The organism is Saprospiraceae bacterium, from assembly GCA_016717265.1.
Classification (GTDB): Bacteria; Bacteroidota; Bacteroidia; order Chitinophagales; family Saprospiraceae; genus Vicinibacter.
Map to the genome: position 1 here is coordinate 3,123,310 of JADKFX010000001.1, position 12,879 is coordinate 3,136,188.

At 34.8% G+C, this 12,879-nt stretch carries 10 protein-coding genes and 1 tRNA gene; 3 read left to right on the top strand and 8 right to left on the bottom strand.

Going from position 1 to position 12,879, the window contains the following annotated elements; genetic code table 11:
* Nucleotides 1-10 precede the first annotated feature (10 nt).
* The 4 genes from clpX to IPO86_12290 form a co-directional block, all read right to left on the bottom strand.
* Nucleotides 11-1,264 carry an ATP-dependent Clp protease ATP-binding subunit ClpX gene (gene clpX / locus IPO86_12275; protein ID MBK9728883.1) on the bottom strand — a complete coding sequence of 418 codons (1,254 nt, stop codon included), beginning with the start codon at nucleotides 1,262-1,264 and terminating at the stop codon, nucleotides 11-13.
* A 10-nt stretch (nucleotides 1,265-1,274) separates the two neighbouring features.
* Nucleotides 1,275-1,961, bottom strand: coding sequence for an ATP-dependent Clp protease proteolytic subunit (locus IPO86_12280; protein ID MBK9728884.1), 687 nt, complete (start codon nucleotides 1,959-1,961; stop codon nucleotides 1,275-1,277).
* 23 nt (nucleotides 1,962-1,984) lie between these two features.
* The gene (locus tag IPO86_12285) at nucleotides 1,985-3,364 is read right to left on the bottom strand and encodes a hypothetical protein (protein MBK9728885.1); all 1,380 of its coding nucleotides are present in this window, start codon (nucleotides 3,362-3,364) and stop codon (nucleotides 1,985-1,987) included.
* 69 nt (nucleotides 3,365-3,433) lie between these two features.
* Nucleotides 3,434-3,515: transfer RNA gene (locus IPO86_12290), tRNA-Leu, on the bottom strand.
* A gap of 189 nt (nucleotides 3,516-3,704) precedes the next feature.
* On the opposite strand from IPO86_12290, the gene IPO86_12295 reads away from it, so the two are divergent.
* Nucleotides 3,705-5,921 (top strand): bifunctional (p)ppGpp synthetase/guanosine-3',5'-bis(diphosphate) 3'-pyrophosphohydrolase, encoded by a 2,217-nt coding sequence (locus IPO86_12295; GenBank protein MBK9728886.1) that lies wholly within the window; start codon nucleotides 3,705-3,707, stop codon nucleotides 5,919-5,921.
* 123 nt (nucleotides 5,922-6,044) lie between these two features.
* Nucleotides 6,045-7,313: an adenylosuccinate synthase gene (locus IPO86_12300; protein MBK9728887.1), complete on the top strand. Its 1,269-nt coding sequence runs from the start codon at nucleotides 6,045-6,047 to the stop codon at nucleotides 7,311-7,313.
* A gap of 106 nt (nucleotides 7,314-7,419) precedes the next feature.
* On the opposite strand, the gene IPO86_12305 is transcribed toward IPO86_12300, so the two are convergent.
* The 4 genes from IPO86_12305 to IPO86_12320 are packed head-to-tail and all read right to left on the bottom strand — an operon-like array spanning nucleotide 7,420 to nucleotide 11,440.
* Nucleotides 7,420-8,091 carry a methyltransferase domain-containing protein gene (locus IPO86_12305; GenBank protein MBK9728888.1) on the bottom strand — a complete coding sequence of 224 codons (672 nt, stop codon included), beginning with the start codon at nucleotides 8,089-8,091 and terminating at the stop codon, nucleotides 7,420-7,422.
* Complete coding sequence (gene dacB / locus IPO86_12310; GenBank protein MBK9728889.1) at nucleotides 8,088-9,560, bottom strand: D-alanyl-D-alanine carboxypeptidase/D-alanyl-D-alanine-endopeptidase; 1,473 nt, start codon at nucleotides 9,558-9,560, stop codon at nucleotides 8,088-8,090. The genes IPO86_12305 and dacB overlap by 4 nt, the downstream gene beginning before the upstream one ends.
* Entirely contained in the window at nucleotides 9,544-10,512 is a 969-nt protein-coding gene (locus tag IPO86_12315) for a succinylglutamate desuccinylase/aspartoacylase family protein (protein ID MBK9728890.1), read from the bottom strand. Before IPO86_12315 ends, dacB begins: the two co-directional genes overlap by 17 nt.
* 43 nt (nucleotides 10,513-10,555) lie before the next feature.
* Complete coding sequence (locus IPO86_12320; protein ID MBK9728891.1) at nucleotides 10,556-11,440, bottom strand: RimK family alpha-L-glutamate ligase; 885 nt, start codon at nucleotides 11,438-11,440, stop codon at nucleotides 10,556-10,558.
* 119 nt (nucleotides 11,441-11,559) lie between these two features.
* Here IPO86_12320 and IPO86_12325 point away from each other — a divergent pair, with 119 nt between their 5' ends.
* Nucleotides 11,560-12,834, top strand: a complete 1,275-nt coding sequence (locus tag IPO86_12325) for an MFS transporter (protein ID MBK9728892.1) — start codon at nucleotides 11,560-11,562, stop codon at nucleotides 12,832-12,834.
* The last annotated feature ends 45 nt before the right edge of the window (nucleotides 12,835-12,879 follow it).

Consider the following 12,879-nt stretch of genomic DNA (forward strand, 5'->3'; position numbering starts at 1 on the left):
ACTACACGATTTAAGCAGATTTTTTAATCATCATCGGGTCAATGCGTTCCAAGACATAAGGTCGGTCAATCATCAATTTTCTATTTTTTTCATTCCGATCCGTTTCAAACATTGCTTCCTTTAAGATGGTTTCACATATGGAGCGCAATCCTCTTGCGCCTAACTTATTTTCAAACGCGAGTTCCGCTATAGTAGAAATTGCCTCCTTCTTAATATCTAACTGAATCCCATCCATTGCAAAAAGTTTTTGGTATTGCTTTATAATTGCATTTTTTGGTATAGTCAGAATTTCCATAAGCGAATCTTTTGAAAGATTTTCAAGATATGCTAAAACGGGAAGTCTTCCTAATAGCTCCGGGATGAGCCCAAATTTTTTTAAATCTTGATGGTTTACATATTTGAGTAAACTTTCAGTGTCTGTTTCTTTGCGATCACCAGCTTGTGAATACCCAATTACATGCGTGTTTAAACGTTTTGCAATAATCTTTTCCAGACTATCGAAAGCACCGCCACAAATAAATAGAATATTCTGTGTATTGAGTTTTAAAAATTGTTGCTCAGGGTGTTTGCGACCACCAGCAGGTGGAACATTAACGTCGGCACCTTCAATAATTTTCAACAATGCTTGCTGAACACCTTCTCCTGAAACATCCCTTGTAATCGATGGGTTTTCACTTCTGCGTGAAATTTTATCGATTTCATCGATATAAATTATACCCCGCTCAGCTTGACCAATATTATATTCACAGGATTGCAACAATCTACTTAACATCCCTTCTACATCTTCTCCTACGTAGCCAGCTTCTGTAAATGAAGTTGCATCTACAATTGCAAAAGGAACATCTAACAATTTAGCAAGTGTTTTTGCAAGTAAGGTTTTACCAGTTCCTGTTGGACCAATAAACAAAACATTTGATTTCTCTATTTCAACTTCATTATCACTTACTTCCGTTAATCGCTTATAGTGATTATAAACTGCAACAGACAATGTTTTCTTGGCTTCAACTTGTCCGATGACATATAAATCAAGATAATTCTTAATAAATTTTGGTGAAAAATGTTCTGGTAATTTAAATTTATTATCTGATTGCTTTGTAGTTTTAAACTGGCTCACTTCTTCTTCCACTATTTGATACGCATGCATAATACATGCTTCACAAATCGAGGCATTTTCACCCTGCACTAAAATACTAACTTCAGTTTGTTTTTTTCCACAAAAAACACAACTTTCTTCTGGGTTAGAATCCGACTTCTTTTTTGCCATACTATGCTATTTATTTTTTTGCCCGGATAAGCACTTCATCAACAATTCCATATTCTTTAGCTTCAGAAGCAGACATCCAATTATCTCTATCACAATCCTGTTCTATGGTATCAAAATCTTTTCCAGTATGTATAGCCAAAATCTCATACAATTCTTTTTTCATAGTTTTGATTAAGTTATATGAAATTTCCATATCACTAAATTGACCTTGCATCCCGCCGGAAGGTTGGTGAATCATGACCCTACTATGTTTAAGACAAGTTCTTTTGCCTTTTGTTCCAGCACATAAAAGAACAGCACCCATGGAGGCTGCTAATCCAGTGCAAATAGTTGCAACATCTGGATTTACATATTGCATTGTATCATAAATACCCAATCCATCAATCACAGAACCGCCAGGACTATTGATATACATTTGAATATCCCGTTTTGGATCTGCAGAATCCAAAAAAAGCAATTGAGCCTGGATAACATTGGCAACATAATCATTAACAGGAACTCCCATAAAAATGATCCGATCCATCATTAATCGACTAAACACATCCATCCCTACGACATTCATTTGTCGTTCTTCAATAACCGTTGGCGTAAACCCAGTGATATCCGGCACTGAATGTTCCATATATTTCTCTAGATGGATGGAAGACATTCCCATATGTTTAACAGCGTATTTCTTAAATTCATTTTTTGAAAACATAGTATTTAATTTAATTCATTTAATTAATGGTTGTGCGCATTGATTTCCTTTACCTTATCTCTAAATTCATCCAGTGTAATCTCTGCATTACTTAAACTAATATTATCCTTAATCCATTGCAATGCCTTTTGATTTTGAGCTTCAACAAAATAATGCATAGATTTTTCTTTATCGGAAAGCGTTCTTTTTGCTAATTCCTGCCAAGATTGATCTGGTAATTGAATCCCTGGATATTGATTTTTCATTTCTGCGATTACAATTTCCGCAACATCTTCATATTTCAATGTAAGCGATCCTTCTTCCAGGATCTTATCCCGTAGTATTCTCCAACTCATACCCTCCTTAAAATGATATAATTCATGTTCCAATTCATGGCCTTGTTTCTCAGCCCATTCTGGATATGTAGCTTGCAACCATTTTATCAGAAATTGATCTGGATAGTTCATTCCTGATTCGTGGACAAATTTCTTTACCAATTCTATGTCAAGAAATTTTGAACATTCATTATCAAAATAAGCTTCTAAATTCGTTCTTAGACTTGCTCTCAACTCAGTTTCATTGGTAATGACGGTATCCGGACCAAAAGCCTTTTTGTATAATTCCTCTGAAAGCTCCGCAGGTGTTTTACGCATTACTTTGGTAATCGTGGCTCTGTAAAAATTTCCTGGTTTAAAATCTTCGGATTGGTCATCCGGTATTTTTAATAAATACTTGCGAATTTCCTTTTCAGATAGATTTTTTTCAATTTCTTCAACATTTAAATCGAATACATCTCCTTTTTTTAAGCCCTTCAGTTTATTTGCAAAATCGTCTAAAGTATGTTCGCCAAGAGATACCGGAAATTGTGTTTTCCAACCATCTAATTTAACCTGGCCATTTTCCAATTCCTGAGCTTCCAATTCTATAAAATCTTCAGCTATAATTGAATCTTCCGTTTCCGCAGATTCACCCAATTTATCCTGCAAATGCTTAACTTCTTCATCAATTCGATCATCTGGAATTTTTACATTAAATCTAATAAGGCTAAAACCTTCGATAATTTTGGCGATCTCGGGTTTAGGAGAAATGCCAATTTCAAATTTAAACTCCAGGTCATCTACAATCTCTTGATTAGCCTCTAAAGGCACCGGGATTAGATCCCCTAAGAATTGAAGTCCTTGCTCTTTTTGATAATCTTCAATAGATTTATTAAGGAGTTTATTTAAAATGTCTGCTTTAATTTCATCGCCATAGAGTTTTCTAACCATCCCATCTGGGACAGCACCTTGTCGAAAGCCTTTAATCTGAGCTGATTTTTTAATTCGTTTCAACTCATCATTTACTTTTGGCAAATAATCATCAACGCTAAAAGATACTACTAAATATCCATGTTGGTTTGTAATCGGTTCAATCCGTATATTCATGAATGTAAATTCGAAAATTAAATAAATTGGAAATAAAACAAGATCTGTATCAATAAGGTTTTGAAACAGTGCGGGCGGAGGGAGTCGAACCCACACGCCTTTCAGCACCAGATCCTAAGTCTGGCGTGTCTGCCAGTTTCACCACGCCCGCAAATGCGCGGCAAAGTTAATCATTAAGATCAGATTCTCTAAGGAGTTTTAATTTATTTACATATTAAATAAATAAATATGTGTTTAGGCTTAACAACAAGCCCTCTAACTAAATTAATACTTGGAAAATCCTTAAAAATCAACAAATAATCCTTAATTTTGTAATTCTAATATGTCTTCATCTGATTCCATGATCGCAGATGTCCAATCCCAACAGGAAAAGGACCAACGGCTTATCCGGGCTGCTTATAGAAGATTATTACGCGCTATTGGTGATAATACACTCCAACTTGAAGACAAAACTCAAATTCGCGCTGCTTTTGAATTTGCTATGGAAGCCCATGGTAAACAACGACGAAAATCCGGTGAACCCTATATTACCCATCCACTTGAGGTAGCTAGAATCTGTTTTGAAGAAATGGGACTCGGCCCTACTGCTGTAATTGCAGCGTTATTGCATGACACAGTTGAAGATACTCCAGTTGAGTTAATAGATGTGGAGCAAAAATTCGGTCCGAAAATTTCTAAAATTGTAGATGGACTAACAAAACTTGATGGTTTATATAACATTGAAAGTCCGCAAGCCGAAAACTTTAAAAAAGTACTGTCTACTTTAGTAGAAGATGTGCGAGTCGTATTGATTAAAATGGCCGACCGGCTGCATAACTTGCGAACCATAGACATTATGCCTCGGCATAAACAACTAAAAATTGCAGCTGAAACAAGCTATATCTATGCTCCACTTGCTCATCGATTGGGTTTATATAATTTGAAATCTGAATTTATGGATCTCTGTCTTAAAATAACAGAACCTGAATTATATCATGAAATCAATAATAAATTAAAACAAACACAAAAAGACCGAAACAAATTTATAAATGACTTTATCAAGCCTTTAAAATTTGAATTAGATAAATTAACAATTCCCTATAAAATTTATGGCAGACCCAAATCGCTTTCTTCCATAGCCAATAAAATTAAAACGAAAAAAGTTGGATTTGAAGAAATCTATGATCTTTTCGCTGTAAGGATTGTACTTGATGTTCCATCGGATAAAGAAAAATCTGCCTGCTGGCTTTGTTATAGTATCGTTACAGACGTCCATCGACCCATTCCTGAGCGATTAAAAGATTGGATTACCACTCCAAAATCTAATGGATATGAATCCCTTCACACTACTGTTATTGGACCAGGAGGGAGATATGTTGAAGTTCAAATCCGATCCCGAAGAATGGATGAAATTGCTGAAAAAGGATTTGCAGCACATTGGAAATATAAGGAAATTAACAGTTTACAAAGCGTTTATGATCATTGGTTTGATAGTATTCGAGATGTTTTAGAAACACCTCATAATGATGCGATTGAATTTTTAAATGATTTTAAAGCAAACTTATATGGAGAAGAAGTTTATATCTATACTCCTAAAGGGGATATGAAAGTACTCCCAAAAGGTGCAACTGTATTAGATTTTGCATTTTCTATTCATACAGATGTGGGTTATCATGCATCTGCATTTAAAATCAATAATAAGTTGGTTCCAATGGGTTACACTTTGGATAGTGGTGACCAAGTACAAATTATTACAAATAAAAATCAAAAACCAACTGAAGATTGGCTAAAATTAGTGGTTACTGGAAAAGCCCGGGCCCGCATCCGAACTGCCTTAAAAGAAGAGCAACGCAAAGTTGCTGATATGGGTAAAGAAATCTTAGATCGAAAATTAAAAAATGCAAAATTAGACCTCGATGAAAATTTAGAATCCCTTACTAAAATTTTAAATTTCAAGTCCAGATTTGACTTATACTTTTCAATTGGGGAAGAAAAAATTGATATCAATGATAGTCTGAAACTATTCAATATTGAAAAAGGCAGATTGATTGAAAAAAAATCTGAACCCGCTGAAGATAAAGAACCTGTAACAAAACCAAGTGCAAATCCTGTGTTACAAAAAGTAGGGATCCTTGTGAATGGAGAACCCGCACGTCAATATAATTATACTTTAGCCCATTGTTGCAATCCACTGCATGGAGATGAAATCTTTGGTTATGTTACTTCAAGCAGCGGTTTGCGAATTCATAGATCCAATTGTCCGAATGCCGAACATTTAATGGTCAATCATGGTTACCGTATTTTAAAAGCAGAATGGTCGGATATGATTGAAGAAGCCTTTACAGCTGAATTATTAATCATTGGAATTGATGATGGCCCTGGCGTCATTGAACGATTATCGCATCATATCTCTGCAAAACTAGGTGTTAACATCACTTCCTTTAGTATCATTGGTCATCAAGGCACATTTGAAGGTAAAATTGGTTTAATTGTGAATAACCGAACTCATCTAAATCATATAATCACGGCACTTTCTAAATTGGAAGGAATTTCCAGTGTACAACGAATTGATCATTAAAATAATCAGATTTTTCCATTTTCTGCCTAAGATTGTACAATTTCAATGCATTTGAACTTTAATAAATATTAAAAATTTACTATATTTATCTACCTTCGCGCCTTACCAAAGCTCAATATTTATATGCCGGTAGATGCCATTTTAGGATTACAATGGGGGGATGAAGGAAAGGGTAAAATTGTAGATTTTCTGGCTGACAAATACCATGCTGTTTGCCGGTTTCAAGGCGGACCTAATGCTGGTCATACACTTTGGATCGAAGGCCGCAAATTTGTTTTACACACATTACCATCTGGAATTTTCAGAAAAAATACTTTAAATTTAATAGGTAATGGTGTGGTAATTGACCCGATTACCCTGGCTCGTGAAATTCAAATGGTATCCGAGGATGTTCCAGATCTCCACCAACGATTATTCGTTTCCCAGAAAGCACATCTAATCTTACCTACACATCGTTGGATTGATCAGGCATCAGAACTAGCGAAAGGTAAAAATAAAATTGGTTCAACGCTTAGAGGGATTGGTCCATGTTATATGGATAAAACAGGAAGAAATGGTTTACGTATAGGAGATCTAAATTTATTTAATTTTAAACAAGATTATTTTTCACTTAAAGAAAAACATCTACAATTTTTAAAATTATTTCCAACTACTGATTTTAATATTGAAGCGGAAGAGAAAAAATGGTTCGAAGCAATCGAAACAATTAAAGAACTTCAAATAATTAATGGAGAATATTGGTTAAATAATTTATTAGATAAAAATACTGCAGTGCTTGCAGAAGGTGCACAAGGCACAATGTTGGATGTTGATTTTGGCACCTATCCTTTTGTTACTTCTTCTAACACTATTGCAGCGGGAATTTGCACAGGTCTTGGTGTGCCGCCTAATAAAATCAGAAAAGTAATTGGCATTGCAAAAGCCTATTGCACTCGGGTAGGTTCAGGGCCATTTCCATCAGAATTAACAGATGCTGTAGGTGAAAAACTTCGTATCGAAGGGAATGAATTTGGATCCACCACAGGAAGACCTAGAAGATGTGGGTGGCTTGATCTTGTGCAATTAAAGTACAGCACCATGATCAATGGTGTAACAGACCTTTGTATCACAAAAGTAGATGTATTAAACTCTTTTGATGAAATAAAATTAGTGCAAACATATACCCTTGATAATTTAATTACTACGAACGAATTACCTTTTCATTTGGATGAAATAAAAGAGGTTAGTGCTATTTCTTTACCCGGCTGGAATCAAAGTTTAGCAAATTGTAAAACTAAAGATGCGTTGCCAACTGCGGTCCAACATTTATTAAATACTATAAATGAACATAGTGGAATTCCAGTAAAACTACTTTCTACCGGACCAGGTCGAGATGAATTATTACAACTTTAATGTGTATTTGGTGAATTAAAAATAATTTAAAACTTTTAGCTAATAACGTTGTACTCATTTTCTTTTTATTAGCGCAAGAATTTACAATTAAATCAGATGCTCTTCATCACTCAGGTACAGCAATAATAATATACTGATATTCTAATTTCAAATCATCTGATAATATCAATTTATAACCTGCGTCCATAAGTTCTTGCTCCACTTCAGATTGAGCCATCCGATTTTTTTGCAAAGGTCCAATGGGGGTCATCTTCTTTTTAAAATCTACAATCATAATTCGGCCATCGGCTTTAAACTTCGATTTGAGATTTCTAAGATAATTAATTCTATCTGGAATATACTTAAAGGTATTCGCAATAAAAACTATATCTACTTCATTAGGATTTAGTTTTGGATCATTCGGTGTTGCTAATCGCGCTTCAAATTTATCTTGCAATTCAGATTTGTAAAATTTGCGTTCTTGATCCATTAATTGGATTAATTCAGGAACAATATCAATTGCAATTACATGTGCGGCTTCATAAATAAATCGAAAAGAAAAATATCCACTCCCTGCACCAATATCCGCAATTGTCTTTCCTTCCAGGCTACCCATCATATGAATAATATCATATGGTTTTTGCCATATTGTACGATCCCTGCTATCCTGCTCTTGATTAGATTCCTCCAGAATTCGCAAGCTGTCTTGTTCCCGTTTAATCTCAGAAATATCTTTAGGTTTATTCCTATTGGTACAATGGATAAAAAGCATCGCAAACATGAATATTCGTAGAATCATAATTTGGTTTTCATAAGGTCATTTACAAAATTTCCGATCATTCGGTTCATCGTTTCTCCACTGCAGCTATAATGATTTACAATTAAACTTATGGCATACTTAGGTTTATTATCTTTTACAAGGTAGCCTGCATAACTTCTTACACGTTCCATAGATCCGCTTTTCAGCCTGAGTTCCACTTTTTGTTTTGGCAATATTTTTAAATACTTCGACAAACTCCCCTCCTTCTTGTTATCTGGCAAAAGCATCCAATATTTTTCGAGCTCCTTTTGTTTATTTATCCATTGTAAATACTGAACCATTCGAAATGCTGAAATCATGTTTTTTGGCGACAATCCACTCCCATCTTCAAGTATAAAGTCGGCTTCACAATTCAATATCCCTTTAATTTTTTCATTTAGTGTATCAAGAGCTTTTTGACGATTTGTACTACCATTCCAAATAAATCCAAGCGTATGTAAAAAACTCTCAGCATATAAATTCACGCTCTTTAGCATCGCTCTCTGAACCAATCGATTTAAAGAAGGAGATGCATATTCATATAATAATTTTTTCTCATCCAAATGTTCTCCTTGCGATTCCAAAAAGCGAATCCCTCGAATTCTTAAACTCGATAACAAAGCTTCTCCAAATGTTTTTGCTGGTTGCATTAAAGCAGACCTTATGACTAATGTATCTTTTGTACAACACTTCCATTGTCCTTTAATTGCATGTATATTTGCTTGAGAAGTTCCTAAAACATACACTTCATTTAAAGCAGGTTGCTGTACTCCAATTACACTGGAATGGTAATGATGTTTAAATAGCGCAGGTTGAATATTTCTAATTTCGCATATTCCACCATTTATTAGTGATGCATCCAAACTAATTTTAGCTTCATTTTCTAAATAATTTATGCTATAACACCCGGCACCATAATAATTACCCAGATCATACCAAAGCCATTCTTTATTTTCCGGAATATCAGAAATGAATTGTTCGTCCAATTTAATGGTTCCTGTGAACGTATTTATTCCTTGAAGCAGCAAACGATTTGCTATTGTATCTGCAAGTTGGGACATAGTATAGGCGTCTGATAAATATTCTGATCCTAAACTTGGGTCCCCTTTTCCTATGACCACCAGGTTTCCTTGAAATATGCTACCAGAATCTTTTATGCCTTGCAAAAAAAATGGGGTTCGATATTTAAAATCAAAAGATGTCTCCTTCAATATAAAGGAACTTGCAATAATTTTTTGTATAGAAGCCGGTACCAAAGCTCTATTTTCATCATACGATGCAATCTTCTGTCCGTTTGATAAGTCAACGAGATAAAAACTTATACTCGTTTCATCAGGCAAGGTATCGGCGACAAAGTGCTTAATGAGTTTTTTTATTTTCTTCCTGGAATGCAAGGATTGTGCATGGATCCCTATTGAAATTAAGGAACATAAAAAACCTAAACAAAATACCTTAAATAATACTTGCATAGCGTTCTTCTTCAAATGCAAAATGAAACATACCATCACCCACATTTACTAAGGGTGCATTATTATGGCTTAAAATAAAACCATCTCTGGAAGCATGCATACGAATTTCTCTTTGTGCAAAAGGATCTGAAATTATTGCGAGTAATTCACCTTTATAAATATATACACCTGCTTCCCGTTTATAGGTTACAATACCTCCTTCCTGAGCTCGTTCCCAACTTGTTTTCTTAAATAATTTTTTTACAACTTGATTTTTAGTGCCCGTTTTCAACATTTGATGTGCGGATAAAATATCTTTAATCAAATCGATCCCATTTTGTATTGCAAATGCATCCAACTTATTAGACTCGCCACCTTCATATACTAAAATTGGAATTTTTAAATCCTTTGCAATTTTTCGCATTGATTTACCAACCACAGGTTTTTCAACGAGTAAATCAAAATTGGATTTAAGTGCCAATAATCTGGCTTCATCATGTTTTGAAGAAAACCGTAATTGTGGATAATTATAATGTTGTTCTCCGCCTGTATGAAAATCAACACCAAAATCAACTAATGGCAAAATTTTACGCGTAATTATTTTAGCTATTCTAGATGCTAAAGATCCCGACCCAGTTCCTGGAAAGCTTCTGTTTACATCTTTGCCATCCGGTACATCTCTAGAAAAATTTATAAATCCAAAAATATTTAATAATGGAATTGCGATTACTGTTCCAGCATTTAACTGACTAAACAAATGGGATGCTATTGCTTTTCTGATAATTTCGACACCATTGATTTCATCCCCATGCATGCCCCCTAAAAATAATACAGTAGGCCCAGGATTCTTACTTCTAAAAATATAAGTGAAAATTGAAATCCGGTTGCCAGATGGCAATTTCCCGGCGTTAATTCTTACTAAACCTGAACTGCCCAAAGGGAATTCCTGACCTTGTAAATTGAAACTTGTCATTAAAGAGTTTTCATAAATTTTATAAACACGATTCCTTATTTAGTTATTTAGCGCTTGCGATATTTCGTTCTACAAACTCAATAATTTTTCCAGCGATATCGACTTTAGTTGTTCCTTCGATTCCTTCTAAGCCTGGGGATGCATTCACCTCAAGAATCAAAGGTCCTCGACCAGATCTCAATAAATCTACACCAGCAATGGAAAGACCCAATAATTTTGCAGCTCGAATCGCTATTCGCTGTTCTTCCTTGGTCAAATCTACAATATATGAGCTCGCTCCCCGGTGAATATTCGAACGAAATTCTCCTGGCAATGCCTGTCGGATCATTGCCCCTACAATTTCTCCATCTACGACAAAAGCTCTTATGTCTGAACCTTTCGCATCCGCAATAAACTCCTGCACTAATACATCCTGACCCACCCTATGAAACCCTTCGATAACTGATATGCCTTGGTTTTTAGAATGCGTTAAAATTACACCAAGCCCTTGTGTACTCGAAAGCAATTTAACCACAGCTTTTTCTTTTGAAATTTGATCATAAACCATGCCCGCGCAATAATCACCTCCAGAAATTCCAGATTTTGGCACATCAATCCCTTTAGAACTGAGAAACTGCATACAATGGAGCTTATTTCTTGCTTTTAATAATGCTTCAGAACCCACGGTGGAAAAGATGCTCATGTTTTCAAGTTGGCGAATCACTGCAGCTCCATAATCGGTTGCAGAAGCTCCAATTCTGGGAATCACCGCATCTATAGGCCCAATAGGATCAAGTCCAACATATAATTGCGGCTTGTTCTTTTCTATTATTATATTACACATTAGATGATCTGCAATTTGGACCTGGTGACCCCGCTTTGTTGCCGCTTGAATTAAACTTTGAGTGCTGTAAAGTGTGGCATTCCTGGACAAGATCAATAACCTCATAAAAACAAATTCAATTAATGTTAAAAAAATTCAGAAATCTAAAGAGCTGGCAAATTAAGTTTTTTATCAGTTAGTCCGAAGTATAATTTGTATTCTTGTAAAATTAATCTTCAAACAAAATGGAAACTTCGAAAAAAGCAGAATTAGGCTGGGTTTTATTTGATTGGGCAAATTCCTCCTATTCTTTGGTAATCTCTACTGCTATATTTCCAATATATTTTCTTGACAATACGAATCCTGTAATTGAAATAGGAAACCTTCAAATGTCAAATGCTTCCATATATGCATTTTCAGTTTCTTTAGCGTATTTATTCATTAGCTTTTGTTCTCCGGTCCTATCTGGAATAGCCGATTATGGAGGACATCGAAAAGTCTTTATGCGATTATTTACCACTTTAGGAAGTTTAGCCTGTATGGCCTTATTTTTCTTTAAAGGAAATGAGACTATCTGGTTAGGGGTCATCGCATTTTTAATTGCGACCTCGAGTCATGCTGGTTCTTTAGTTTTTTATGATTCCTATTTATCGCAATTAGTTCCTCCAAGTCGAAGTGACAAACTGAGTGCAAGAGGCTATGCTTTTGGATATATTGGTAGTGTGATTTTGTTATGCTTGAATATAGCAATGATTCAAAAACCTGAATGGTTTGGTATTCTTGATGGAAAAACGGCTGCGCGTTTATCATTTCTTTGTGTCGGAATTTGGTGGTTAGGATTTTCACAATTTACATTTGCATGGTTACCAAATGATATAACGACTTCTGGAAAAAGCTGGCATCTGTTTCGTGGAATTGAAGAATTAAAAAAAGCATGGAATTATATAAAAAAAGATATCAATTCTAAAAATTATTTGATTTCATTTTTCTTTTATAGTGCTGGTGTACAAACTGTAATCTATTTAGCATCTGCATTTGCAAAAAAAGAATTGCATTTTGAATCTGCTGAATTAATTATCGTTATTTTAATTCTGCAACTAGTGGCTATAGCAGGTGCTTATATTTTTGCAACGGTTTCAAATAAAACACACAATTTAATTGCAATGAAAATCATGATAATGATTTGGGCTATTATCTGTCTTTTGGCATATTTTGTTTACACTCAATATCAGTTTTATTTTTTAGCAGCACTCGTTGGAATGGTATTAGGAGGAATTCAAGCTATATCGCGTTCCACATATTCTAAAATCATACCGAAAGATCATCCGGATGTCACCTGTTTTTTTAGTTTTTACGATGTAATTTATTACGCTTCCATCGTATTTGGAACGTTTATCTTCGGATTTATCAATCAATACACAGGGAGTATGCGCATGAGTGTTTTGGCACTGATGATCTTCTTTATTATTGGCTTTTTCTTTATAAATCGCGTTAAAAAACAATCGATCCGCTTGACATAATAGGAAGTAGTAAGGATAGCGTAGTGAAAACGTGTTTTGTTAAAC